Genomic DNA, 24,500 nt, shown 5'->3' on the forward strand with positions numbered 1-24,500 from the left:
ATGATCTGCACGTCAGGGCGCCCACGAACCGCCAGTCCGCTTGCGGCCCACAACCGGCCCGCCCGCTTTGATCATTAGCTGCCTGACAGCTAGCACCCAATCTCTGGCCATTCCCGGCCCGAACCAGTTCGGTGGCGGGGCCAAATCTATGCCAGGGCTGCCCAATCCAGCCCGAACCGCGCAAGATACTTGCGTAGCCGATCGGCATCGTTCGCGGACGTCCGCCGCGCGCGCGAAGCCGCGAAGAGCGCGCGGCCGGCTTCTGAAAGCGAGCGGCTTCTCCGACAGATTCGAATGGTCTCCGCGAGCTGTACGCGGTCAAAGGGATCGATTTCGGCAAGAGCCTCGGGCGTCAGAATTCCGGTCAGCAGACTGGCGCCGTCGTCGCGCTGCCCGGACCATAAACGCTTCAGGCGTCCGATCTCAGCCTCAACACAGTCCATATCGATCCGGCCCTTTGGGCTGAGTGTCGCCATGCGCGTGACGCTTGCCGCGAGATCGCGGAAATTGCCCGGCCAATTCGCATCTGCGCTTGTCGCAAAGGCGAGATAGCGCTGGCGCGCCTCCTTGTTAAAGCTGGCGCGATCACCCTCGCGTTCGGCGAAGCGATCAAGCTCGTAATCGAGATTGGGCTCGATATCCTCGCGCCGTTCGGCGAGCCCGGGCAGACGGAAGGTCCAGAGATTGAGCCGCGCGTAGAGATCGTCGCGAAACTGGCCGGCAGCCACCGCCTCGCCAAGGTCGCGGTTGGTGCCCGCGATGAGCTGGAACTCTGACCCCGCCTCCTTGTCTGAACCCACCGGCAGGAAGCGCTTGTCCTCGATCGCGCGCAGGATCATCGCTTGCTCGTCCAGGCCCAATTCCGCGATCTCATCGAGAAACAACATCCCCTTGTCGGCGGCGCGCAACAGTCCGGGGCGGTCAGCGATCGCCCCGGTGAATGCGCCTTTGCGATGGCCGAAAAGCGCAGACATCGCGCCATCACCTTTCAGCGTCGCACAATTCACCTCGACGAAGGGGCCTGCGATCTGGTGTTTGAGGCGTTTAAGCTCGTAGATGCGACGGGCGAGCTGGCTCTTGCCCGCCCCGGTGGGGCCCATCAACAGGATCGGCGCCTTCGAGCGTAGCGCGACCCGCTCGATCTCATCGATCATGCGATTGAAAGTCAGGCTCTGCGTCTCGATGCCGGACTTCAGGAATGACGTGCTCTCCTGCGCAGCCACGGCGAAGCGCGTGGAGATACTGTCGTAGCGGGAGAGATCGAGATCGATCGCCGTCCAGCGCCCCGGCGCCCCTCCATCCTCAGCGCGCTTGGCCGGTTGGGTCTGAAGCAACCGTCCGGGCAAGTAGCGCGCCTCGGTCAGCAGGAAGAGGCAGATCTGCGCCACGTGCGTGCCGGTCGTGATGTGGACCAGATACTCCTCGGCATCGGGATCGAATGGCTCGGCTCGCGCGAAATCGAGCAGCTTCCCGTACACTTCCTCGAAATCCCACGGATCGCTGAAGTCGAGACGGCGCAGGTCCACGCGCGTCTCGGGTGATACCGACTGGATATCCTCGGCGACATATTCGGCGAGGCGGCTGTGTGGCGCTCCATGCAGCAGGATGAAGCGATCGACGCGCAGATCCTCGTGCATGGTGAGGGCGACCGAGGGGCGCCACTTGTTCCAGCGCGATGGGCCAAATTTGCTGGCATCGAGCGTCGAACCCAGGAACCCAATGACTATGAGGGGCTTCATAGTTATCCGATAGGATAAAATCCGATATCACGCGATAGCAAAGTTGCACATTATCATCTGAGATCGGTACCGCAGCGCTAGCGCAAATTCAGATAAACCTCTGAATCATCAATCGCTTATGCGAATCTCTCCCTACGCATTTCGAAACTGGCACACACACTGCAATCATTATCGGCGTCGGACGGGAGCTGTCGAACCTCTCAACCGGCGGCGGGAGTGCGGGGCGGCCGGAATGGGCTGGCCGCCCCCAAAGGGTTTCACAGGGCGTAGCTCAGGCCGCGCAGAGCACCGGCCTTGGGAGCCGGGGGGTCGCAGGTTCAAAACCTGCCGCCCTGACCAGTTTGAAGGGAGTTGGACAATGGCCAACAAGGGACTTTTCGCTTCGGCGATCGCAAGACTGATGCCGGCGGCGGACACGCGGAACCGGGAAGGCGCACCCGCCTATGCCTATGGGCCCGAGCACCAGCTCGCGCAGCTCGCCGCGACCGGTACGCTTGCGGACAATTTCTACGGCAGCGCCGAGACGCAGTTGAGCGACGTTCTGACTGCGGCGCAGGCCTGTGATCCGTATTTCGTGGCGCAGGCGGCGGTCTATGCGCGCCAGTCAGGCGCGATGAAGGACATGCCGGCCTTGCTGGCGGCCTATCTGACGGTTGCAGACCCCGACCTTTCGGTCGCGGTGTTCAACCGCGTGATCGACAATGGCCGCATGCTGCGCAACTTCGTGCAGATCATGCGCTCGGGTCAGGTCGGGCGCAGCTCGCTCGGCTCCCGGCCGAAGCGGCTGGTCCAGCGCTGGCTGGAACAGGCATCGATGCCGCAGCTGATGGCTGCGGCGACGGGCAAGGATCCGAGCCTCGCGGATATCGTCCGCATGGTGCACCCCAAGCCCGCCGATGCGTCAAGGCGCGCATTCTATGGTTGGCTGATCGGGCGTCCCTATGACGTCGCCGCGCTGCCCGCCGAGATCGCCGCATTCGAGGCGTGGAAGGCCGACGGATCGCTGCCATTGCCGGCAGTGCCCTTCGAGTGGCTCACCGCCTTTCCGCTTACCGCGGAGAACTGGGCGGAACTGGCCACGCGGATCGGTTGGCAGGCATTGCGGATGAACCTCAACACCCTTGCGCGCAACGGCGCGTTCGGTGTGGCGGGGGTCACCGATGCGGTTGCCGCGCGGCTCGCCGACGCGGGCGCGCTCCAGAAGGTCAAGCCTATGCCCTATCAGCTGATGGTGGCTTTGGGGCAGGCCGGCGAGGGCGTACCGCTCAAGGTGCAGGCGGCACTGGAGGACGCGCTCGAGCAGTCGCTCGTTCGTGTGCCGGCGGTGCCGGGCCGCGTGGTATTCTGCCCGGACGTGTCGGGGTCGATGGGTTCGCCGGCGACGGGCACCCGCAAGGGTGCATCGTCGAAGGTACGGTGCATCGATGTCGCGGCTTTGGTCGCGGCGGCGATGTTGCGGTCCAACCGTGATGCCCGCGTCCTGCCGTTCGAACAGACGGTGGTGAAGCTGAAGCTCGATCGTAATGCCCGCGTCGCCGTCAATGCGGCGAAGCTGGCGGCGGTCGGCGGAGGCGGTACCAACGTGTCGGCGCCGCTCGCCCTGCTCAATGCGGAGCGGGCGCAGGTCGACCTGGTCGTGATCGTCTCGGACAACGAATCCTGGGTGGACGCCACCCGGTACGGCGCGACCGCGACGATGCGTGAGTGGGAGCGGCTGAAGAGCCGCAACCCAGGGGCCAGGCTCGTGTGCGTTGACATCCAGCCCTACGGCACCAGCCAGGCGCCGCAGGGTCGGGCGGACATATTGAATGTCGGAGGCTTCTCCGACGCGGTGTTCGACACCATCGCGCGCTTCGTCTCCGGCGAGACGCGCGACTGGGTGAGCATCGTCAAGCAGACGGAGGTCTAACGAACAGGGCCGTGGCGAATGCCGGCGGGATTACATTGCTCCAAGGGGAAACCCGAAAGTCCAGCGCAGAGCACCCGGAAAGCAGCAATGCCGGAGGGGAGATGGGGTTCGAATCCCCCCGTTGCAGCGGTAGCTCAAGGACGTTCTCGTCACTCTTGTCGCCACGGCCCGACACGAACATCACGGCGAATGCCGGAACGGACTACATTGGTAATGCGGCTGTCGCGGGTTCGAATCCCGCCGGGTCTTCGATGCGTTCGGGCCCGTAGCTCAGTCTGGTAGAGCACCGGCCCTTCGGGGCGTCCGTTTCATCTCTCGTCGCCGTGCCCACTTTCTCCGGCGGATGCCGCGTTGGACTACACCTTTTCAGTGTCCCTTCGGGGAACGTCCATCGCATCCCTCGCCGCCGGAACCCATTCAAGCTGGCGAATGCCGGCGGGACTACACGGTAAAGGCCGAAAGGCCGAGGCGGTTCGACCCCGCCCCCGGGCTCGCCCGGGATGTCTCGCCAATTGTCGTCGCCGGCACCATGATCGCGTTTGAAGGAGGTCGAGATGACCGAGGCTTTGTATGATTTCCAGCATGTCGAAGGTGGCGTGCCGATCAAGATGTGGACCCGCGGTGTGCCGGTCGAGGACGGCGCACGCGCCCAGCTTGCACGTGCGGCGCAGATGCCGTTCGTGTTCAAGCATGTCGCCGCGATGCCCGATGTTCATATCGGCATCGGCGCGACCGTGGGCTCGGTGATCCCGACCAAGGGTGCTGTGATCCCGGCGGCGGTAGGTGTCGACATCGGCTGCGGCATGATGGCGGCACGCACCTCGCTGGTGGCAAGCGACCTGCCCGACAATCTCGAGGGCATCCGCTCCGCGATCGAGCAGGCAGTGCCGCACGGTCGTGACGTCGGCCGCGGCAAGCGCGACAAGGGCTCGTGGGGCGATCCGCCCGCGGCGATTGTCGAGGCTTGGGCAACGCTTGCGCTGCGCTTCGACCGGATTGTCGAAAAGTACCCGAAGCTCAAGAACACCAACAATCTGGTGCACCTGGGCACGCTCGGCACCGGCAACCACTTCATCGAGCTGTGCCTTGATCAGGACCAGCGCGTGTGGGTGATGCTCCATTCGGGTTCGCGCGGCATTGGCAACGCGATCGGCAGCTACTTCATCGAGCTGGCGAAGCAGGACATGCGCAAGTGGCACATCAACCTGCCCGACGAGAACCTCGCCTATTTCCCGGAGGGGACCGATCATTTCGACGACTATGTCGAGGCGGTCGGCTGGGCGCAGGACTTCGCGGCACTGAATCGGCGGATGATGATGACCAATGTCATCCGCGCACTGCGGGGGCAGATTGCCAAGCCGTTCGACGCGGAGCTTGAGGCAGTCAATTGCCACCACAACTACGTCCAGCGCGAAAATCACTTCGGTGAGAATGTGCTGGTCACCCGCAAGGGCGCGGTTCGCGCGGCGAAGGGCGTGCTGGGCATCATTCCCGGCTCAATGGGCGCCAAGTCGTTCATCGTTCGGGGGCTCGGCAACCCCGAATCGTTCGACAGCTGCAGCCATGGCGCGGGACGCGTGATGTCCCGAACCGCAGCCAAGAAGCTGGTGACGCTCGACGAGCACATCCGCGACACTGCGGGTGTCGAATGCCGCAAGGACGAAGGCGTGATTGATGAGACGCCGAAGGCGTACAAGCCGATCGAGGCCGTGATGGCGGCGCAGGCCGACCTGGTCGAGATCGTCCATACGCTCAAGCAGGTGGTGTGCGTGAAGGGCTAAATGCTCTCGTCAGCCATTGGCGCGCACCACCGATTTTCCCGAAGGGTAGAAGATGACCATCGGCGTATCTGCCTGGCAGCAGGCGGGTCACCTTTATGTCTGGCGATACGCAGCGCTCGGCCGCAGCCGACGCGGTTGGCATTTCCATGCCGACCCCGCCGGCTGCGCCTCGATGGCCGAGCTGATCGACCGCATGGTCGCTGACGCGATGCCCAGCCACCGCACGGCGCAGCTCCGCCCGGTCACCTCGAAGGTTTGGGGCCTGCCCAATTTCGGCCCGCCAAAGGGCGATCGGTTCGAGCGCATGCGTATCGAATATCGGCATGAGCAGGAGGCACTCAGCCTCGATGCGGCCGAAGACAGACTGGTCCTCGGGTTCGGAGCTGCGCGCGCACCATCACTGCGCGCGGCCTTTACCGATCTTATGATCGGGCAAAACGACTTTGGCATCGTCCCGTCGGACGACCGGCGCGCCGATGCATGGATGTTCTGGTGAATATGATGACGACTGACACTGCTATCCCGGCAACGGTGCGGCGGGAGATCGAGACCCGCCTCGAGCGGATCGAGGTGGAGCATGGCGTGCGCCTGCTGCTCGCGATCGAGTCCGGCTCGCGCGCCTGGGGCTTCCCCTCGCCGGACAGCGACTACGATGTGCGCTTCCTCTATGTCCGCCCACGCAACTGGTATTTGTCGCTCGCGCCCGGTCGCGACGTGATCGAGACACCTATCGAGGACGAGATCGATCTGAATGGGTGGGACGTGCGCAAGGCGCTGACTCTGCTGCTCAAGTCGAACGCAGTGGTCAGCGAGTGGATCGAATCGCCGATCCGCTATCGGCCTGACGACCCTTTCGTCGCCCGGCTGGCTGGCCTTGCGGACGATCTGCTCGATCCAAGGGCAATCGCCTATCACTATGCGCGCTCAGGCAAGCTGGCGGCCGACCGCTGGCTTGATGGGGAGGGGGATGTGCCTGTGAAGAAGTATTTCTACGCGCTGCGCCCTGCGCTGGCGATCCGCGCAATCCGGGTGAACCCGGCATCGCGCCCGCCGATGAACCTCCAGGCACTGGTCGAGGCCAGCGATCTGCCGGCCGTGCTGGTCGAGCAGATCGATGCGCTGGTCGAAGCCAAGGCGCGCACCAATGAGCGGGCGAACGGCGCGCGGCTGTTCGAGATCGACGCGCTGATTCGCGGCGAGCTCGACCGGGCGGGCGAACTCCCGGCGCGCAAGCTGCGCGATCGCTTTGTCGATCGCGCCGACCAACTCTTCTTGGAACTGTTGAACACATGATCATCATCGACGGATCGGAAGGCGAAGGTGGTGGGCAGGTGGTGCGCAATTCTTGCGCGCTGTCGCTCGTCACCGGGCAGCCTTTCCGCATCATAAATGCGCGCGGCAAGCGCGAGAAGCCGGGGTTGATGCGCCAGCACGTTACCGCGATCGAGGCGGCGTGCGCTATTGGTGGCGCTACTTGTGAGGGGGTGGCAGTCGGCGCGTCGGACTTCACCTTCGCGCCCGGCAGCGTAATGCCAGGCGAATATCATTTCGCGGTGGGCACCGCCGGGAGCACTGGTCTGGTCTTCCAGACGCTGCTGATGCCGCTGCTGCTTGCCGGCGGGCCCTCACGCCTGGTCCTCGAAGGCGGCACCCACAATATGTTGGCGCCCCCGTTCGATTTCATGGCGAAGGCGTTCGTGCCGGTGGTGCGCCGCATGGGCGCGCAAATAGAAATGCGCCTCGTCCGTCACGGCTTCTATCCGCGTGGAGGAGGACGGATCGAAGTGGATATTGTGCCGGGCTCGCTGGCACCGATCGATTGCCTCGACCGCGGTGCGCTCCGCTCGGTATCGGCGACAGCCCTGTTTGCGGCATTGGCGCACAACATCGCCGAGCGTGAAATTGCGACCGTGCGCCATTTGCTGCCGGACTGGCCAGAGGAAGCGTTCGCTGTCCGCGAGCTTCCGGACGAGCAGGGTCCGGGCAACGTGCTGTTGCTGGAGGCGACGTTCGACCATGCCATCGAAATCGTCACGGGCTTCGGCAAATTGGGCCTGTCGGCGGAATCGCTCGCCAAGACAGCAGCGCATCGAATGGCCGGGTTTTTGGCTTCCGGTGCGTTCGCAGGACCCTATCTGGCAGACCAGCTTTTGCTGCCTTTTGCGCTCGCTGGCGGGGGTAGCTTCACTACGGTCAAGCCGAGCCAACATGCGCTGACCGCGCGTGACATTATCGAGCGCTTCACAGGACAACGTTGGGTGTTCGAGCAGAAATCGAATGGCTGCCACCTGGTCCGACGAAAAAGCGCCGCCTGATCTCTACCCGCTCCGCGCTCGACGGAGCGGGTACTTCTCGCAAGGCCATCCACTCAGGCGGCGTCCCAGGGCTTCGGGTTTCATTCGACCGCTATTCGACCCTTATCTCCTGACCCGGTCCCGGCAGGGCGCCGGCGTCCACGCCGGATCCCTCCCTTCGGGCCCGTCCCGCAGCAAGTCGAGATAATCACTCCACCATTGACGCATAGCGACGCGCTCATCCCAGTAGGCGCCACGATTGTAGATGCCGCGCACGGCATCCTTGTCAGCATGAGCCAGCGACCGCTCAATGGCATCGGCGCTCCACTTGCCGCTCTCGTTAAGTAGCGTGGAGGCGGTCGTGCGAAGGCCGTGTGCCGTCACTTCGCCAGTGGCATAACCGAGGCGACGGAACACCTGATTGACGGTGTTTTCGCTGAGCGGTCGCCGGGAGGTGTGGAATGCCGGGAAAACGTACCCCTCCGGCCCGGTCAGCGGACGAAGCTCTGCAAGATACGCCAGTACCTGACGGGATAACGGGACCGCGTGTGGCCGCCGCATCTTCATGCGTTCGGCGGGATGCGCCACACCGCGTTCTCCAGATCAAACTCGGGCCATGACGCCTGCCGGAGTTCGCCAGGTCGGGCCATCAGATGCGGGGAAATTTGCACGGCCAGCCGGGTGATCCTGTGACCAGGATAGGCATCGATCGATCGCAGCAGTCTCCCACCCCCGCCGGCTCGAAGATTGCACCGTGGTGCATTGCTTCGGAGTGATCAGCGCGCCACGCAGGAACTCGGTTGGGTCGCTTTCCGCACGCGCCGTGGCGATCGCATACCGGAAGACCCAGCCCGCGAACGACCGACAACGCCGCGCGGTCTCATATTTGCCCTTCGCTTCCATCCGTTTGAGCGCCGCGAGCACATCGGCTTAAGGTTTCCGACCGGCTGCCCGGCCAGCGGGCTCAGTTGCTTCAGCAACCAGTGCGCTTTCGCAGTGGTTGTGTCCGACCGACCCTCGGCGACCATCTTCGCGATATAGTCCTTGCCGATCTGGTCGAAGGTATTCGCCGCGCTGTACGCCGCCAGCAATTCGCGCGCTTCCGTTCCAAAAGCGGATCGATCCCATCGCGAAGTTTCTGCCGGGCCTCATCACGCTTCTGGCGCGCTTCTGCCAACCCAACCTCGGGATAACGCCCGAATGCAATTCGCTTGTCCTTGCCGAGGAACTTGAACTTGAAACGCCACAGCTTCGAGCCGTTAGGATGCACCTCGATTTAGAGGCCGCGCTCGTCGGCTTTCTTGTAGATGCGGTCCCTCGGCTTGAGGGCGCGGATTTCCAGATCTTTCAAAGCCATATTCCAAACTCCCGATTCGATCGGTTCTGTTCGGAGGGCGACCATTTTTCCTGTCGAAATGGCCCGTCGGGCTACCAGAAATCCGGGGCCATTTCTGGCTCCGAATCGTGGCCCTTATGGCCCTGGGATCGACTGGGACCCACTCGGACGTTTTCACACCGAACCGAGCAAAAGTGGCAGATTTCTGCCGTTTTTGTCGATGCGTTGGGACGCCTTGAGATAGGTGGATGGTGCCCAGAAGAGGACTCGAACCTCCACGACCTTGCGATCGCCAGCACCTGAAGCTGGTGCGTCTACCAATTCCGCCATCTGGGCACGGGGTAGGCGGCGCGCTCTATTGGAGGGTCGGGCGGCTGTCAACAGCACTTGCGACATCGCACGCATGCGCCGGTCCGTTGCCCGGGCGGCTTGCCGTTTGCGCGGCCACGCGGCATGGGGGCGGCTCGCACGAGGCTGAAGAGGCAGGCATGAAGGACAGGCTGGTAACGCTGATCGGCGGCGGCGGATTTCTGGGGCGCTATGTCGCACAGGAACTCTATCGCGCAGGGGCTCGCGTCCGCATCGCGCAGAAGCGGCCGCGCGACGCCTGGTTCCTCAAGACCCAGGGCGGGCTGGGCCAGACCCAGTTCGCCGCAGCCGACATCACCCGGCCCGACAGCGTCGCCCGCGCAGTCGAAGGCTCGGACATGGTGGTCAACCTCGCCGGCACCTTCGGCAGCGCTATGCAGAAGGTGCATGTCGATGGCGCACGCAACGTAGCGCGCGCGGCGCGGCAGGCCGGCGCGACTGCGCTGGTCCACCTCTCCGCCATCGGCGCCGACGCCGATTCGGATGCCGCCTATGGCCGTTCCAAGGCGCAGGGCGAGCGCGCGGTGGCCGAGGCGTTCCCGAACGCGACGATCCTGCGTCCCTCGGTGATGTTCGGGCGCGAGGACGCGTTCGTGAATCGTTTTGCCGGGCTAATCGCCGCTGCGCCGGTTGTCCCGGTCCTGCGCGCCGGCGCCCGCTTCCAGCCCGCTTATGTCGCCGATGTCGCGGCAGTCGTAGCCAAGGCGCTCGCCGACCCAGCCGCATATGGCGGCCATGTCTATGAACTCGGCGGTACCGACGTGCTGACGATGGGCGAACTCAATCGCTGGATCGCCGCGACGATCGGCCGGCCCGACCGATTCGTCGAGCTGCCCGATGCACTGGGCGGGATCGTTGCGATGTTCGGGGCGCTGCCGGGCGCGCCGATCAACCAGGATCAGTGGCGCATGCTCCAGCGCGACAATGTCGTCGCCGCCGGTGCCGAAGGCTTTGGCGCGTTCGGAATCACGCCGACTCCGCTGGCCACCGTCGCCCCCGCCTGGCTGGTCCGGTATCGGCGCCATGGCCGATTCGGCAGGCTCGGCGCCGCTGCCTGAAGCGGACCCTGTGAACAGGGCGCCGGCACTACACTGTTCCCCGCTTGAGAGGCATCTCTCCCGATGACCGAATTTCTCGTCGCGATCCTGCTCGGCATCGTCGAGGGCGTCACCGAATTCCTGCCGGTCTCCTCGACCGGGCATCTGATCCTTGCCAGCGAGCTGATGGGCTATGACGCGGCGCAATGGGCGGTGTTCAACATCGCGATCCAGCCCGGCGCGATCCTCGCGATCGTCGTGCTCTATTGGCGTACGTTCCTCGCGGTGTTCAAAGGGTTGTTGCGCTGGGAAGCATCGTCGGTGGCGTTCGTCCGCAACCTGCTGATCGCCTTCGTGCCGGCCGTGGTGCTCGGGCTCGCATTCGGCGACCAGATCGACGCGCTGCTGGAGAATGCCATGGTCGTCGCCTGGGCGCTGATCGTCGGCGGCGTGGCGATCCTCGTCGTCGAGCGATTCGCGAAGACCGAGAATGTGCTCGGCATTTCGGGTGTATCGACGATGCAGTCGGTCAAGATCGGGCTGGTCCAGTGCATCGCGATGATCCCCGGGGTGAGCCGTTCGGGCGCGACGATCATGGGCGCGATGGCACTCGGCATCGATCGGCGCACTGCCGCCGATTTCAGCTTCTTCCTCGCGCTGCCGACGCTGACCGGCGCGACCGTGCTACAGCTCTACAAGCATCGCGATGCGATCACATCGGACAGCCTCGGGCTAATCGCAGTGGGGTTCGTAGTCGCCTTCGTGGTTGCACTGGCGGTGGTAAAGGCGTTTCTTGCGGTCGTCACTAAGCATGGTTTCGCACCATTTGCGTGGTATCGAATCATCGCCGGGATTGCTGCGGTGGTTTGGCTCAGCGCCCGCTAAGGCCGATGCGGCCCTAATTGCTTGCGCTATTGCTGCCCGCCAGCTGTACTCATCGAATAAAGTGTATAAATAGGTCAGTACAGCTGCTTTATTCCTGCGCGTGCCTCGGCTAGGGGCGCGGCATGGCAGACGATGCAATGCTCAAATTCGTGGCGCGCGGGCAGCAATATCCCGCCAAGCGCGAGCCCGAACTCCGCGCGGAGGACTTTCGCGAGATCGCGGAACGCTATGCCGTGCCCGATGCGGAAGCGCAGGCCGGGCGCTGTTCGCAGTGCGGCGTGCCCTATTGCTCGGTTCACTGTCCGCTGCACAACCATATCCCCGACTGGCTTCGCCTGACTGCCGAGGGCCGGCTGCGCGAAGCCTATGAGCTGTCGAACAGCACCTCGACCATGCCTGAGATCTGTGGCCGTATCTGCCCGCAGGACCGGCTGTGCGAAGGCAATTGCGTGATCGAATTCTCCGGCCATGGCGCGGTTACGATCGGATCGGTCGAGAAGTTCATCACCGACAAGGCCTGGGAAGAAGGCTGGGTCGAGCCGGTTCGCGTCGGGCCGGCGCGCGGCCAGTCGGTGGGGATCATCGGTGCAGGGCCTGCGGGTCTCAGCGCCGCCGAGTATCTCCGCGAGATGGGTTATGACGTCCATGTCTATGACCGGCACGATCGCGCCGGCGGGCTGCTGACCTATGGCATCCCTGGCTTCAAGCTCGAGAAGGAAGTGGTGATGCGCCGCGTCGAACGGCTCGCGGAGGCGGGGATCGTCTTCCACGCCAGCTTCGAAGTCGGCCGCGATGCGACGCTGGACGAACTGCGCGCCAGGCACGACACCCTGCTGATCGCCACCGGCGTCTACAAGACCCGCGGGATCAAGGCGCCGGGCGTTGGCGCCGCGGGCATCGTCGAGGCGCTCGCCTATCTGACGGCGTCGAACCGCAAGAGCTTTGGCGATTCCGTCCCCGCGTTCGACGACGGCAGCCTCAATGCCGAGGGCAAGAATGTCGTGGTGATCGGCGGCGGCGATACCGCAATGGACTGCGTGCGCACCGCGATCCGCCAAGGCGCGGCGTCGGTGAAGTGCCTTTATCGCCGCGATCGCGCCAACATGCCCGGCTCGCAGCGCGAAGTCGCCAATGCCGAAGAAGAAGGCGTCGAGTTCGTGTGGCTTTCCGCCCCCGAAGCATTTGACGGTATCGACACGGTGACGGGGGTGCGCGCGTCGAAGATGCGACTCGGCGCGCCCGACGCCTCGGGCCGGCGCGCGCCCGAAGTCGATCCGGGTGGAGCCTTCCAGCTGCCGGCGGACCTGGTGATCAAGGCGTTGGGCTTCGAGGCCGAGGACCTGCCCAAGCTGTTCGGCGCGGCCGAGCTCGGCGTCACGCGCTGGGGCACGCTGCGCACCGACGGCAAGTCGATGATGACCAGCGTCGATGGCGTGTTCGCGGCGGGCGACATCGTCCGCGGCGCCAGCCTGGTGGTCTGGGCGATCCGCGACGGCCGCGATGTCGCGGCGCACATGCATGCGTGGATGCGTGCCCGCGCCGACACCGCGCGCGCTGCGTAAGGAACGATGATGAAGCGCCTGCTCGCCGCCCTTGCCCTCGTCACCGCGTCGCCCGCGCTCGCGCATGCCGATGCGATCGGCCAGGCGTCCGTCGCTGCGTCCGGTGCCGAGGCATTGATCGCGGAGCTGATGGGCGACGATGCGATGATCACGCTGGGCGGCAAGGCGTTCGACAACGGGCTCGAGCAGGAGCTTGCCGCCGATCCGAAGCTCAAGCGCGCCTATGACGCCAATCCCGGGCTGAAGGACCATGTCGCCGCCGGCGTCCGCGGCGCGTTCCTCAAGATCCTGGTCCGCGAGCTGCCCGCGCTGCGCCGCGAGCTTGGCGCCATCGTCACCACCGACATGACGTCTACCGAGATCGCCGACACGCTTACTTTCTTCCGCAGCCCGGTCGGCCAGAAGCTCAAGACGCAAGTCTATGCGTCGATGGCCGACAAGCCGAGTCAGAACCAGGAACAGATGCAGCAGGCCGCGATGGCGGCGGTGATGTCGAGCCTGACTGCGGAGGATTATCCCGCGCTGCTCGCATTCGGCGCGAGCGGCGCCGCGCAGAAGATGCAGAGTATGAATCCAAAGATCGCCGCTGCGAGCCAAGCCTGGTCGGCCAGGCTGATCGACGATCACGGCACGTCGCTGCGCGCACTTGCGGTCAAGATGACGGCCGATTTCCTCGCGGGGAAGAAATGATGCGCGTCTTTGCAATCGCCCTTGCCACGCTGGCGGCGCCCCTCTGCGCCCAAGCCCAGACCGTCTCGGCGCCCGGACAGGCAGCGGCTACGCCGGACCCGGCTCGTCTTGCAGTCGCCCAGAAAGTCGTCGCCAAACTCGTTCCGCAGGGCATCTATCTGCGCATCATGCGCGATGCCTATCCGCAGATGATGCAGGCGATGATCGCCGAGATGAGCGGCATTTCCGCCGACGATCTCGGCGAGGACGGCAAGGGCAAGACGCTCGAGCAGATGGCCGCCGAGAAGGACCCCGCCTTTCGCGAGCGCATGACGATCATGACCCGCGTGATGGGCGAGGAAATGGGTAAGCTGATGGACGGACTGGAGCCGCGCGTGCGCGCCGCGGTCGGCAGGGCCTTTGCCCGGCGCTTCACGCTCCAGCAGCTGACCGACATGGAAGTGTTTTTCGCGACTCCTTCCGGCGCGGCATTCGCCAACGACTATCTGCTGACGTTCATGGACCCCGAGATGATGCGGGAAATGTCGGCAGCGGCGCCCGAGATGATGCGCGCAATGCCCGCGATCATGGAACGCGTCGAGAAAGAGACTGCGCATTTGCCGCCGGCACCCAAGCCCGAAACCGAGACCGAGCAATGATCAACGAGACCGAACGCACCCGCCTTGCCCGCGAGGGCATGTATCGCCCCGAATTCGAAGGCGACGCCTGTGGCGTGGGCATGGTCGCGGCGACCGACGGCCAGCCGTCGCGCCGCGTCGTCCAGTCGGCGATCGATGCGCTGAAGGCTGTGTGGCACCGTGGCGCGGTCGATGCCGACGGCAAGACCGGCGATGGCGCGGGGCTCCACGTCGACTTGCCGGTGCGCTTCTTCGACGACGCGATCGCCGCGGGCGGCCACCGGGTGATGCCGAATCGCCTGGCAGTGGGGATGATCTTCCTGCCGCGCACCGATCTTGGCGCGCAGGAAGCGTGCCGGACGATCGTCGAATCGGAGATCATCGAGGCCGGCTACACCATCTATGGCTGGCGCCAGGTGCCGGTCGACGTCCGCGTGATCGGGATGAAGGCGCAGGCGACGCGCCCCGAGATCGAGCAGATCATGATCGCCGGGCCGATGCCCGACGCGGTTGACGCCGCCGAATTCGAGAAGAACCTTTACCTGATCCGCCGCCGTATCGAGAAACAGGTGATCGCCGCGCAGATCAGCGGCTTCTATATCTGCTCGCTGTCGACGCGCTCGATCATCTACAAGGGGCTGTTCCTCGCCGAATCGCTGTCCGAATTCTATCCCGATCTCAAGGACGAGCGCTTCACCAGCCGAGTGGCGATCTTCCACCAGCGCTATTCGACGAACACCTTCCCGCAATGGTGGCTGGCGCAGCCGTTCCGCTGCCTGGCGCACAACGGCGAGATCAACACGATCCGCGGCAACAAGAACTGGATGCTCAGCCACGAGATCAAGATGGCGAGCATCGCGTTCGGCGAGCAATCGGAGGACATCAAGCCGGTGATCCCGGCGGGCGCTTCCGACACCGCCGCGCTGGACGCGGTGTTCGAGGCGATCTGCCGCTCCGGCCGCGACGCGCCCACTGCCAAGCTGATGCTGGTGCCCGAGGCGTGGGACGACGACACTCCCGAATCGCACCTCGCAATGTACAAATATCTCGCCAGCGTGATGGAGCCGTGGGATGGCCCCGCGGCGCTGGCGATGACCGATGGCCGCTGGGCAGTGGCGGGCGTCGATCGCAATGCACTGCGTCCGCTTCGCTACACCCAGACGTCCGACGGCCTGCTGATCGTCGGCTCCGAAACCGGCATGGTCCAGATCCCCGAATCGAGCGTCGTCGCCAAGGGCCGGATGGGCCCCGGGCAGATGATCGCTGTCGATCTCGACAATGGCGTGCTGTTCGACGACGCCGCGATCAAGGACCGCATCGCCGGCGAGGCCAATTACGCCGCGATGATCGGCGAGTTCATTACCGTCGATGACCTGCCCTCCGCCGAAGCCGATGGCCCGTATGACCGCACCGAGCTGACTCGCCGCCAGGTTGCCGCGGGGCAGACGCTGGAGGACATGGAGCTGATTCTCGCGCCGATGGTCGAAACCGCCAAGGAAGCGATCGGATCGATGGGCGACGACACGCCGCTTGCGGTGATCTCGGACAAGCCGCGGCTGATCAGCCAGTTCTTCCGCCAGAATTTCAGCCAGGTCACCAACCCGCCGATCGATTCGCTGCGCGAGCGCCAGGTGATGACGCTGCGCACGCGCTTCGGGAACCTCGCCAACATCCTCGATGCCGAAGGCACGCCCGGACGCGTGCTGGTGCTCGAGAGCCCGGTGCTGACCAATGCCGACTGGCATCGCCTGCGCGCGCATTTCGGCGCGCAGTCGGCCGAGATCGATTGCACGTTTGAAGCCAAGGGCGGTCCGGACGCACTGCGCGCGGCAATCGCGCGCATCCGCTACGAAGCCGAACAGGCGGTTCGCGCCGGCTGCACCGAATTGTTCCTCACCGACGAGCATCTTGGCGCCGACAAGGTCGCGATCGCGGGCGTGCTCGCGGCTGCGGCAGTCCACACCCATCTCGTCCGCCGCGGCCTGCGCTCCTATGCGTCGGTCAACGTCCGGTCGGCCGAGTGCCTCGACACGCATTATTATGCCGTGCTGATCGGCGTCGGCGCGACGACAGTGAACGCCTATCTCTCCGAAGCGTCGATCGCCGACCGTCAGGCCCGCGGCCTGTTTGGCGACATCGGCCTCGCCGATTGTCTCAAGCGCCATCGCAAGGCGATCGACGAGGGCCTGCTCAAGATCCTGTCGAAGATGGGTATCGCGGTGATCTCGTCCTACCGCGGCGGCTATAATTTCGAAGCGGTCGGATTGAGCCGCGCGCTGGTGAACGACCTGTTCCCCGGCATGCCCGCCAAGATTTCGGGCGAAGGCTATGCCTCGCTCCATTTGAGCGCGATGATGCGCCACGAAGCCGCGTTTGACCGCGCCGTTGCGGCACTTCCGATCGGCGGCTTCTATCGCCAGCGCCATGGCGGCGAGACCCATGCCTATTCCGCGCAACTGATGCACCTGCTGCAGACGGCGGTCTCGACCGACAGCTATTCGAGCTATCTGCAGTTTGCGCGCGGCGTGCGCGACATGCCGCCGGTCTATCTGCGCGATCTGCTGGAATTCAACTTCCCCAACGAAGGCGTGCCGATCGATCAGGTCGAAGCGATCACCGAGATCCGCAAGCGCTTCGTCACCCCCGGCATGTCGCTCGGCGCGCTCTCTCCCGAGGCGCACGAGACGCTGGCGATCGCGATGAACCGCATCGGCGCCAAGGCGGTGTCGGGCGAGGGCGGCGAGGACAAGCTGCGCTACACGCCGTATGAGAATGGCGACAACGCCAATTCGGTGATCAAGCAGATCGCCTCGGGCCGCTTCGGCGTGACCGCGGAATATCTCAACGCCTGCGACGAGATCGAGATCAAGGTCGCGCAGGGCGCCAAGCCCGGCGAGGGTGGCCAGCTGCCCGGCTTCAAGGTGACCGAGTTCATCGCGAAGCTGCGTCATGCGACGCCTGGCGTGACGCTGATCAGCCCGCCGCCGCACCACGACATCTATTCGATCGAGGACCTCGCGCAGCTCATCTATGACTTGAAGATGATCAATCCGCGCGCGCGGGTGTGCGTCAAGCTGGTCAGCTCGGCGGGCATCGGCACCGTCGCTGCGGGCGTCGCCAAGGCGCATGCCGACGTGATCCTCGTCGCCGGCCATGTCGGCGGCACCGGGGCCTCGCCCCAGACCTCGGTCAAATATGCCGGCACGCCGTGGGAAATGGGGCTGACCGAAGTCAACCAGACGCTCACCCTCAACGGCCTGCGCGGTCGCGTGACTTTGCGCACCGACGGGGGGCTCAAGACAGGCCGCGACATCGTCATAGCCGCGATCCTCGGCGCCGAGGAATTCGGCATCGGCACGCTGAGCCTGGTGGCGATGGGCTGCATCATGGTCCGCCAATGCCATTCGAACACCTGCCCCGTCGGCGTGTGCACGCAGGACGAGAAGCTGCGGCAGAAGTTCGTCGGCACCCCCGAAAAGGTCATCAACCTGATGACCTTCATCGCCGAAGAAGTGCGCGAAATCCTGGCGAAGCTCGGCGTCTCCAGCCTCGACGAGATCATCGGACGCACCGAGCTGCTCCGCCAGGTCAGCCGCGGCGCCGAGCATCTCGACGATCTCGACTTGAACCCGATCCTCGCCAAGGTCGATGCCGACGACGCCAACCGCCGCTTCAGCCTGTCGACCTTCCGCAACGAGGTTCCCGACAGCCTCGACGCGCAGATGATCCGCGACGCAGCGGCGGTGTTCTCGCGCGGCGAGAAGATGCAGCTGACCTATTCGGTGCGGAATACGCACCGCGCGGTCGGCACCCGACTGTCATCCGAGGTTACCCGGAAGTTCGGCATGTCGACGCTCGCCGACAACCATGTCCAGGTGCGGCTGCGCGGCAGCGCCGGTCAGTCGCTCGGCGCGTTCCTGTGCAAGGGCATCACGTTGGAAGTGTTCGGCGATGCCAACGACTATGTCGGCAAGGGCCTGTCGGGCGGCGTGATCGCGGTGCGGCCGATGGTCAGTTCGCCGCTCGCCAGCCAGGACAATACGATCATCGGAAACACCGTGCTGTACGGCGCGACTTCGGGCCGGCTGTTCGCTGCCGGGCAGGCCGGCGAGCGATTCGCCGTGCGCAATTCTGGCGCCGAAGTGGTGGTCGAGGGCTGCGGCGCGAATGGCTGCGAATATATGACCGGCGGCACGGCGGTGGTGCTCGGCAAGGTCGGCATGAACTTCGGTGCCGGCATGACCGGCGGCATGGCGTTCATCTACGATCCCGAAGCCGGCTTCGAGAGCCGCGCCAATCCCGAAAGCATCGTGTGGCAGCGTTTGTCCTCGGCGCATTGGGAGACCAAGCTGCGCGGGCTGGTCCAGGCGCATGCCGACGCGACCGACAGCAAATGGTCGCAGGGCATCCTCGAGGATTGGGACCGCGCGATCAGCCATTTCTGGCAAGTCGTACCCAAGGAGATGCTGACTCGCCTGCCCCGACCGCTGAGCGACGAAGTCGAGCTGGTCGCGGCGGAGTAAGACTTGCGTCGCCTCGCCCCGCAAGAACTCGGCGCGGTAACCGCGGTCGCCCCCCTTTGGGCTTCATGGTCTGGTTCTTCTGGCTTCAGGTTCCGACAAGCGGGCCGGTGATTGCGCGGCAGGCCGTTGTCGTCGCTTTCACGCCGGGGGCGCCGAGCAAACGGACTCAGCATCCGCCTTCGGCGATTCTGCGGCTCGAACTGGACGATGGCTCGCTCGTGACGATCGAACGCTCGCCCTCGTGCTCGTCCAGGTTCAGATCCGGGGACCGCGTTCAGATTGCCGGGGTGCAGAGCAACGCCGGCCTGATGTCGTGGCATATCCCGGCGGCACCCTGCGCCCTATAGGCGGAAAGCCGTTCATCCCGTGCTAAGCTACTGAAATTCATGTAGGTGACATCCTGCCGACTCGGGAGAATATCATGCGTCTGGTCTTCACCGCTGCTGCGCTCTGCGCGATCGCCCTGCCCGCCGCTGCGCAATCGCGCGGCGACGCCGAAGCGGTGCGGCGGCTCAATGATCCGATGGTGCAGGAAGGCGTCGCTATGGCGATGAGCGCGCTCGCGGGGATCGTATTGGACACCAAAGTCGGGCCGCTCTCGCGCTATTCCGACGACGACATCCGCCCGTCGGACACGCTGCGCGATGTCCAGCGCCGCCGCGACCCGCATTTCGAGGCGCGGCTGCACGATCAGACGCGCCGCGCCGTCGCCGGTGCGGGAATAGTCGCGGGCGATGCGCTGGCGATGAGTGGCGAGCTGGCGCGCACCACGGATCGGCTGCGCGATGCGCTGGCCGGGCTGGCCGAGGCCTATGGCGACGATTATTAACGCATCGGCTGGACGCGCCGCGCGTCTGCAGTAGATACGGGCTGCATGTGGCAGCTCCTTCAATTCCCGCTCTGTCCGTTTTCGCGCAAGGTCCGCCTGCTGCTGGGCGAGAAGGCCATTGGCTATGAGCCGGTGCGCGAATCGCCCTGGCAGCGCCGCGACGAGTTCCTCGACCTGAACCCCACCGGGCAGGTTCCGGTGATGGTCGATACCGAGCGCGGCGTGACGCTGATCGATTCGACGGTGATCTGCGAGTTCTTTGAGGAGACGGTCAGCAAGAACGCGATGATCAACGGCACCGCCACCGACCGCGCCGAGATCCGCCGGCTCGTGATTTGGTTCGACGATCATTTCTATGGGGACATCACTGCCCCGCTGCTCCACGAGCGGATGATCAAGCGCGTGGTGCACAAGGTCGCGCCCGACGCCAAGGCACTGCGGGAGGCGATGAAGGCCGCAGTCGCGCATCTCGATTACATCGATTACCTGCTCGATCACCGCACCTGGCTCGCCGGCCCGACGATGAGCCTCGCCGATCTGGCCGCGGCGGCGCAAATCTCGATCGCCGACTATCTCGGCGGGATCGACTGGAAGAGCCACGACCAGGCCAAGCGCTGGTATATCGGCATGAAGAGCCGCCCGAGCTTCCGGCCGTTGCTGTCCGAGCGGATGGAGGGGATCCCACCGCCTGCGGATTACGAAAAGCTCGACCTGTAGGGCGGCGATCCTAGCGGAATACGCACGCGCGCTTTACGAAGCCCGCACGCTGGCCCAGGCCCCGCCGATCTCCTCCAGGCTCGCCGCGGCTTCGCGAAAGGGTGCGGGGTCGGTGCCAATGCTGGCATGGAGCACCTGCTGCCGCAGCCCGTGATAGAAGCTCGACAGCGTCCGCGAGACTTCGCCGCCCTTGTCAAAATCGAGGCCCGCTTCCAACGCGAACAGGATAGCGGTGGCGCGTGCGACGCGCTCGCTCTTGATCGCGAACTGGCGGGTCTCGGCTGCGCAAGCGGCCGCGCGCAGCGCCGCGACGCCTTCTTCGTAGAGGAGGCCAACCAGCCTGTGCGAATCGGCGCCGCTGGTGCGCCCCGCCAGATCGACCTGGCGATAGGTGGCGGCCGGATTGGCGAGCTGGGTTGCGTAGCGCGTCATGACGTCAATTGCCTGCGTTCCATGCCTTGATCTGCTGATCGAGGAAGCTCTGCGTCGATTTATATGCAGCCACCTTGGCATCCATCGCCGCGAATTGCTGGGTCATGCGATTGCGCATCTTCTCGGTCGCGGCGAGGATGTCTTCCTTCGCGTCCTCGATCTTGGTCTGCGCCTTCTCGTAATTGGCTTGGCTGACACCGAGCCCGGTGGTCTTGTCGGCCGCCTTGCTAGCAATGTCCGAGAGCGCCTTGGTGAGGCCGGCGCCCTGAGCGAAGATCGCCTCGACGTTCTTCGGAAACGACGTGACCACCTTGGCAAGGCGTGCCGTATCGACACTGAGCGTGCCATCGCGCTGGGTGGCAATGCCGATATCGGCGAGCGACCTGGGCGTGTCGGCAGCGGCATCGGGCACCAGCGCCGCAAGCGTCAGTCCTCTGAGCTGGCGAAGCAGGTCCTTGGCCGCGGGATCGCCGCGCAAGGGTCCGTCGACCGCGTTGGTAGCCAGCTTCACCATCTTATAGACTTCGTTGAAGGTCTCGACGAAGTTGGTGATCGTCTGGTTGATCTCGGTGGTCGGCGTCTTGGCGCCGATCCCGACCTTGGTGCCGACCGCGGCGGAGACGAGATCGAGCCGGACGCCTTCGATCAGGCCATAGACGCTGTTGGTCGCGTAACGCGTCTCTACGCCGTCGAGCGCGAGCAACGCGTCCTGCGCAGTGCTGTTGATCTGCGAAGCTGTAGCAGTGCGGCCGATGTCGAGCTGGGCGAGATCGCCGCTGCCGGTGAGTTCGAATGCCTGCGACGCGCCGGTTGCGCCCTTGATCACCAGCCGCGCGCCGCTGTCGTCGGTCATGATCGACGCGGTGACGCCGGCATTGGCGGCGTTGATCGCCTTGGCCACGCCGTCGAGCGTATTGTTCGCCGCGTCCACAGTGATCGCAATCGGCGCGGCCGGCCCGGGCGTGAAGCCGGTCATCGAAGTGCCGGCGATCGTGGCGGCGCCGAAGGTCAGGGTCAGCGTGCCGGTGCCGACCACGGTATCCTTGCCGCCGGTGAACGCCGTCGTGCTCGCGACCTGTCCCTGTGCGAGCTGGCGCACCTCGACCGAGGCATTGAGTCCGGTGAGATCGGCGCCGGCGAGGCGGGTGGCGGTGAGGACGTCGCTGCGCGCGCTGGTCGGCTGGGTGGCGAGCGTGCCGCCGGTGGTGAGCGCGGCGAGCGCGGAGGCGAAATCGCTGATCGTGCTCTTGAGCTCGCTGACCTTGGAGATCTGCGCCGTGAGGGTCTCGGTCTTCGCGGCGAGGGCCTTGTTCTTGTTGGCGAAGCTCGCCTCGACAAGCCCGGTGACGAGCGCAGTGACGTCGACTCCCGAGCCGGTTCCCAGCGTCTTTGCGATCGATTCGATGGCCATGGTTTCCCCCTGTCCCATTAAGCGGCCGCGCGGGGCCGCGCTTTAGGCCGGACGCTCGATTTTTGCGCCGTTTTCGTCGAACAATGCCCCCGGCGGAACGGTGACCGGCGGCTGGGCGCCGCCGGCACGTGCATTTATCCCGAAGACGAAGGCGAGGACGATCGCGATCGCCTGATACAGGTCGTCGCGGACCTCCTGCCCTTCGCGGCTGGTGTAGTAGACGGCGCGGGCGAGCTGCGGATATTCGAGCACCGGCACTTCGAACTCGGCGGCAAGCTCGCGGATCGCCAGCGCGGTCTGGCCACGGCCCTTGGCGACCACAACCGGCACCTGATCCTTACCCTGATCGTAGCGCAGCGCGACCGAGAAGTGCGTCGGATTGGTGAGCACGACATGCGCGGTGGCGACGGTCTTGCGATAGCCGCCCTTTAGGATCTCGCGCTGGCGTGCACGCTGTTGAGCCTTGAGCTCGGGCGAGCCCTCGGTTTCCTTATGCTCGTCCCGAATTTCCTGCTTGCTCATGCGCAGCTGGCGGAAATGGCGGATCATCTGGATCGGCACGTCGATACCCGCGATGATCAGCAAGCCGCTTGCCATCACGAACATCAAGGTGAGGAACTGGCCGCTCAGTGCGCCGATCGCGCCGTGCAGATCGGCGGCGACCAGCCCGAGCGACTGGTGCGTGATCGATCGCAGCATCCACGCGCCGATCGCACCGAGCAGGATCACCTTGAGCAGCGACTTGCCGAGCTCGATCCAGCCGGTGGGGCCGAACATCCGCTTGATGCCCGCGCCCGGATTGATCCGCGATGCCTTGGGCGCGAACAATTTGTTGTTCCAGCCGATCGAGCCGAGCCCGGCCTGGCTGAGGATCGCCGCGATCATCGCGAGCGCGAACAGCCCGCCCAGCGAAGGCGCCAACTTCCAGCCCGCCGATGCGATCGGCCGCCACGGCTCGAAATGCTCGATATCGCCGCGCCCGAACGAGAAGCTGGCGGTCATCACTTCCTTGCACGCGCCGATCAGCGAGGGCCCCATGAACGACATCCACGCGCAACCGGCGAGGATCACGATCGCGGTGCCGAAATCCTTCGATTTGAGAAGCTGGCCCTCCTCTACCGCCTTGCGCTTGCGCTTGGGGGTTGGGGCTTCTGTCTTTTCGCCTGCACTCTCCGACATCAGCCGAGCACCAGCCGGGGCGCAGCGTCGAGCGCTTCACGAATGATGACGAGCAGGTAATCGCCCATCGCGGGCAGTGCGAGCAGGATCGCGACGACGCCGACGGCAAGGCTGGCGGGCAGGCCGACCGCGAACAGGTTGAGCGCAGGCGCGGCGCGGCTGAGCATGCCGACGATGACGTTGAGGCAGAGTAGCAGGAAGCCCACGGGAAGCGCGAGCAGCAGCCCGGCGAGGAACACATAGCCGCCGAACAGGGCGATGCCGAACAGCCGCTCGGGCGCGAGCCAGGCACCGGGCGGCATCGTCTCGTAGCTGCGCACTACGAGATCGACGAGGATGAGGTGGCCGTCGACTGCGAGGAACATCAGCGTCAGCAGCAGCGTGAGGAACTGGCCGAGCGCGGGCGTAGAATGACCACTGTTGGGATCGACCGCGTTGGCGAAGCCGAGCCCCATCGACATGCCGATCACTTCGCTGGCCACCAGCGGCGCGGAAAAGGCGACCTGGAGCACGAAGCCGAGCGCGAGGCCGATCAATGCCTCGGCAGCGACCGCAAGGAAGGTGCTGAGCGCGAAGATCTGCTCGGGCGGGGTGATATTGGTGGTGTTGACCACGAGCACGCCGATCGCGCCGGTGAGCGCGATGCGCGCGGGCAAGGGGATCGAGACGGCGCTGAACACCGGCGCGGCGACGAACGCCGCACCGATCCGCACCATCGCGAACAGCAGGGTCCACAGCTGCGGCTCGATCGAGAGGCCGAAGCCCATCATGCGTATTCCCTCTCCCCTGGTGGGAGAGAGAGCGAGTGGGAAGGGCGAGGGGGAGTGAGAGCCATCTCCCCCTCGCCCTTCCCACTCGCTCCGCAAGCAGGCCCCTTCCCTCTCCCACAAGGGGAGAGGGAAGAAGAGACGGCGTCGATCACTTCACCAGATCCGGAATGCGTTCGAAGATGCTCGTCGTGAAGTCGCCGAGCAGCCCGAGGATCATGCCGCCGAAGATCACCAGGCTCACCGCTACGACGATCAGTTTGGGCACGAAGCTCAACGTCTGTTCCTGGATCGACGTAGCGGCCTGGACCATGCCGAGGATGAGGCCCGCGAGCAAAGCCGGGATCAGGATCGGCGCCGAGGCGAGCGCGACGACCCACATCGCCTCGCGCGCGACAGTAAGGAAATAATCGGCGTCCATCG

19 protein-coding genes, 2 tRNA genes and 1 pseudogene are annotated in these 24,500 nt (G+C 65.1%); 14 read left to right on the forward strand and 8 right to left on the reverse strand.

Features of this window, described 5'->3' with window-relative positions:
* Positions 1 to 146 precede the first annotated feature (146 nt).
* Positions 147 to 1,739 (reverse strand): RNA repair transcriptional activator RtcR, encoded by a 1,593-nt coding sequence (gene rtcR / locus BXU08_RS13405; RefSeq protein ID WP_077510507.1) that lies wholly within the window; start codon positions 1,737 to 1,739, stop codon positions 147 to 149.
* A gap of 260 nt (positions 1,740 to 1,999) precedes the next feature.
* On the opposite strand from rtcR, the gene BXU08_RS13410 reads away from it, so the two are divergent.
* The 6 genes from BXU08_RS13410 to rtcA all read left to right on the forward strand — a co-directional run bounded on the left by BXU08_RS13410 (position 2,000) and on the right by rtcA (position 7,744).
* Positions 2,000 to 2,078 (forward strand) — tRNA-Pro (locus tag BXU08_RS13410).
* Between the two features lie 19 nt (positions 2,079 to 2,097).
* Positions 2,098 to 3,648: an RNA-binding protein gene (locus BXU08_RS13415; protein ID WP_077510508.1), complete on the forward strand. Its 1,551-nt coding sequence runs from the start codon at positions 2,098 to 2,100 to the stop codon at positions 3,646 to 3,648.
* Between the two features lie 554 nt (positions 3,649 to 4,202).
* Positions 4,203 to 5,429 (forward strand): RtcB family protein, encoded by a 1,227-nt coding sequence (locus BXU08_RS13420; protein ID WP_077512400.1) that lies wholly within the window; start codon positions 4,203 to 4,205, stop codon positions 5,427 to 5,429.
* Between the two features lie 52 nt (positions 5,430 to 5,481).
* A complete protein-coding gene (locus tag BXU08_RS13425; protein ID WP_077510509.1) occupies positions 5,482 to 5,925 on the forward strand; it encodes a hypothetical protein in 444 nt (147 codons plus the stop codon).
* A gap of 5 nt (positions 5,926 to 5,930) precedes the next feature.
* Positions 5,931 to 6,722 (forward strand): nucleotidyltransferase domain-containing protein, encoded by a 792-nt coding sequence (locus tag BXU08_RS13430; RefSeq protein ID WP_171982520.1) that lies wholly within the window; start codon positions 5,931 to 5,933, stop codon positions 6,720 to 6,722.
* Complete coding sequence (gene rtcA, locus BXU08_RS13435) at positions 6,719 to 7,744, forward strand: RNA 3'-terminal phosphate cyclase (RefSeq protein ID WP_077510511.1); 1,026 nt, start codon at positions 6,719 to 6,721, stop codon at positions 7,742 to 7,744. Before BXU08_RS13430 ends, rtcA begins: the two co-directional genes overlap by 4 nt.
* A gap of 102 nt (positions 7,745 to 7,846) precedes the next feature.
* Here rtcA and BXU08_RS20575 read toward each other — a convergent pair.
* Together BXU08_RS20575 and BXU08_RS13445 are read right to left on the reverse strand one after the other, a co-directional pair.
* Positions 7,847 to 8,972 (reverse strand): annotated as a pseudogene (locus tag BXU08_RS20575) (tyrosine-type recombinase/integrase).
* Positions 8,973 to 9,308: 336 nt separating this feature from the next.
* A tRNA-Leu gene (locus tag BXU08_RS13445) sits at positions 9,309 to 9,395 on the reverse strand.
* Between the two features lie 152 nt (positions 9,396 to 9,547).
* Here BXU08_RS13445 and BXU08_RS13450 point away from each other — a divergent pair.
* The 8 genes from BXU08_RS13450 to BXU08_RS13490 all read left to right on the forward strand — a co-directional run bounded on the left by BXU08_RS13450 (position 9,548) and on the right by BXU08_RS13490 (position 20,288).
* The gene (locus BXU08_RS13450) at positions 9,548 to 10,486 is read left to right on the forward strand and encodes a complex I NDUFA9 subunit family protein (protein WP_077510512.1); all 939 of its coding nucleotides are present in this window, start codon (positions 9,548 to 9,550) and stop codon (positions 10,484 to 10,486) included.
* Between the two features lie 63 nt (positions 10,487 to 10,549).
* Positions 10,550 to 11,350, forward strand: a complete 801-nt coding sequence (locus tag BXU08_RS13455; protein ID WP_077510513.1) for an undecaprenyl-diphosphate phosphatase — start codon at positions 10,550 to 10,552, stop codon at positions 11,348 to 11,350.
* Between the two features lie 122 nt (positions 11,351 to 11,472).
* Positions 11,473 to 12,912 carry an NAD(P)-dependent oxidoreductase gene (locus BXU08_RS13460; RefSeq protein WP_077510514.1) on the forward strand — a complete coding sequence of 480 codons (1,440 nt, stop codon included), beginning with the start codon at positions 11,473 to 11,475 and terminating at the stop codon, positions 12,910 to 12,912.
* Between the two features lie 9 nt (positions 12,913 to 12,921).
* Positions 12,922 to 13,602 carry a DUF2059 domain-containing protein gene (locus BXU08_RS13465; RefSeq protein WP_077510515.1) on the forward strand — a complete coding sequence of 227 codons (681 nt, stop codon included), beginning with the start codon at positions 12,922 to 12,924 and terminating at the stop codon, positions 13,600 to 13,602.
* The gene (locus tag BXU08_RS13470; RefSeq protein ID WP_077510516.1) at positions 13,599 to 14,240 is read left to right on the forward strand and encodes a hypothetical protein; all 642 of its coding nucleotides are present in this window, start codon (positions 13,599 to 13,601) and stop codon (positions 14,238 to 14,240) included. Before BXU08_RS13465 ends, BXU08_RS13470 begins: the two co-directional genes overlap by 4 nt.
* Positions 14,237 to 18,742, forward strand: a complete 4,506-nt coding sequence (gene gltB, locus BXU08_RS13475) for a glutamate synthase large subunit (protein ID WP_077510517.1) — start codon at positions 14,237 to 14,239, stop codon at positions 18,740 to 18,742. Before BXU08_RS13470 ends, gltB begins: the two co-directional genes overlap by 4 nt.
* A 421-nt stretch (positions 18,743 to 19,163) precedes the next feature.
* Complete coding sequence (locus tag BXU08_RS13485; RefSeq protein WP_077510519.1) at positions 19,164 to 19,571, forward strand: hypothetical protein; 408 nt, start codon at positions 19,164 to 19,166, stop codon at positions 19,569 to 19,571.
* A gap of 45 nt (positions 19,572 to 19,616) precedes the next feature.
* On the forward strand, positions 19,617 to 20,288 hold the full coding sequence (locus tag BXU08_RS13490) for a glutathione S-transferase family protein (protein WP_077510520.1): 672 nt from the start codon (positions 19,617 to 19,619) through the stop codon (positions 20,286 to 20,288).
* Positions 20,289 to 20,321: 33 nt separating this feature from the next.
* On the opposite strand, the gene fliS is transcribed toward BXU08_RS13490, so the two are convergent.
* From fliS to fliQ, 5 genes are all read right to left on the reverse strand, one after another.
* Positions 20,322 to 20,720: a flagellar export chaperone FliS gene (gene fliS, locus BXU08_RS13495; RefSeq protein WP_077510521.1), complete on the reverse strand. Its 399-nt coding sequence runs from the start codon at positions 20,718 to 20,720 to the stop codon at positions 20,322 to 20,324.
* 4 nt (positions 20,721 to 20,724) lie between these two features.
* Complete coding sequence (gene fliD / locus BXU08_RS13500) at positions 20,725 to 22,131, reverse strand: flagellar filament capping protein FliD (protein WP_171982521.1); 1,407 nt, start codon at positions 22,129 to 22,131, stop codon at positions 20,725 to 20,727.
* A 42-nt stretch (positions 22,132 to 22,173) separates the two neighbouring features.
* Entirely contained in the window at positions 22,174 to 23,310 is a 1,137-nt protein-coding gene (flhB, locus tag BXU08_RS13505) for a flagellar type III secretion system protein FlhB (protein ID WP_077510523.1), read from the reverse strand.
* Positions 23,310 to 24,080, reverse strand: a complete 771-nt coding sequence (fliR, locus tag BXU08_RS13510) for a flagellar biosynthetic protein FliR (RefSeq protein WP_171982522.1) — start codon at positions 24,078 to 24,080, stop codon at positions 23,310 to 23,312. The genes flhB and fliR overlap by 1 nt, the downstream gene beginning before the upstream one ends.
* Before the next feature lie 148 nt (positions 24,081 to 24,228).
* Complete coding sequence (gene fliQ, locus BXU08_RS13515) at positions 24,229 to 24,498, reverse strand: flagellar biosynthesis protein FliQ (RefSeq protein ID WP_077510524.1); 270 nt, start codon at positions 24,496 to 24,498, stop codon at positions 24,229 to 24,231.
* Positions 24,499 to 24,500: the final 2 nt, after the last annotated feature.

Origin of the sequence: Sphingomonas sp. LM7 (assembly GCF_002002925.1) — a bacterium.
Taxonomy (GTDB): Bacteria; Pseudomonadota; Alphaproteobacteria; order Sphingomonadales; family Sphingomonadaceae; genus Sphingomonas.

Excerpts from the sequence above, each read along its gene's own strand:
- BXU08_RS13465 (WP_077510515.1), top strand. The coding sequence starts at position 12,922 with ATGAAGCGCCTGCTCGCCGCCCTTGCCCTCGTCACCGCGTCGCCCGCG.
- fliS (WP_077510521.1), bottom strand. The coding sequence starts at position 20,720 with ATGACGCGCTACGCAACCCAGCTCGCCAATCCGGCCGCCACCTATCGC.
- BXU08_RS13430 (WP_171982520.1), top strand. The coding sequence starts at position 5,931 with ATGACGACTGACACTGCTATCCCGGCAACGGTGCGGCGGGAGATCGAG.
- rtcR (WP_077510507.1), bottom strand. The coding sequence starts at position 1,739 with ATGAAGCCCCTCATAGTCATTGGGTTCCTGGGTTCGACGCTCGATGCC.
- BXU08_RS13450 (WP_077510512.1), top strand. The coding sequence starts at position 9,548 with ATGAAGGACAGGCTGGTAACGCTGATCGGCGGCGGCGGATTTCTGGGG.
- BXU08_RS13415 (WP_077510508.1), top strand. The coding sequence starts at position 2,098 with ATGGCCAACAAGGGACTTTTCGCTTCGGCGATCGCAAGACTGATGCCG.
- fliR (WP_171982522.1), bottom strand. The coding sequence starts at position 24,080 with ATGATGGGCTTCGGCCTCTCGATCGAGCCGCAGCTGTGGACCCTGCTG.
- fliD (WP_171982521.1), bottom strand. The coding sequence starts at position 22,131 with ATGGCCATCGAATCGATCGCAAAGACGCTGGGAACCGGCTCGGGAGTC.
- BXU08_RS13470 (WP_077510516.1), top strand. The coding sequence starts at position 13,599 with ATGATGCGCGTCTTTGCAATCGCCCTTGCCACGCTGGCGGCGCCCCTC.
- BXU08_RS13490 (WP_077510520.1), top strand. The coding sequence starts at position 19,617 with ATGTGGCAGCTCCTTCAATTCCCGCTCTGTCCGTTTTCGCGCAAGGTC.
- BXU08_RS13485 (WP_077510519.1), top strand. The coding sequence starts at position 19,164 with ATGCGTCTGGTCTTCACCGCTGCTGCGCTCTGCGCGATCGCCCTGCCC.
- gltB (WP_077510517.1), top strand. The coding sequence starts at position 14,237 with ATGATCAACGAGACCGAACGCACCCGCCTTGCCCGCGAGGGCATGTAT.
- BXU08_RS13420 (WP_077512400.1), top strand. The coding sequence starts at position 4,203 with ATGACCGAGGCTTTGTATGATTTCCAGCATGTCGAAGGTGGCGTGCCG.
- BXU08_RS13460 (WP_077510514.1), top strand. The coding sequence starts at position 11,473 with ATGGCAGACGATGCAATGCTCAAATTCGTGGCGCGCGGGCAGCAATAT.
- rtcA (WP_077510511.1), top strand. The coding sequence starts at position 6,719 with ATGATCATCATCGACGGATCGGAAGGCGAAGGTGGTGGGCAGGTGGTG.
- fliQ (WP_077510524.1), bottom strand. The coding sequence starts at position 24,498 with ATGGACGCCGATTATTTCCTTACTGTCGCGCGCGAGGCGATGTGGGTC.
- BXU08_RS13425 (WP_077510509.1), top strand. The coding sequence starts at position 5,482 with ATGACCATCGGCGTATCTGCCTGGCAGCAGGCGGGTCACCTTTATGTC.
- BXU08_RS13455 (WP_077510513.1), top strand. The coding sequence starts at position 10,550 with ATGACCGAATTTCTCGTCGCGATCCTGCTCGGCATCGTCGAGGGCGTC.
- flhB (WP_077510523.1), bottom strand. The coding sequence starts at position 23,310 with ATGTCGGAGAGTGCAGGCGAAAAGACAGAAGCCCCAACCCCCAAGCGC.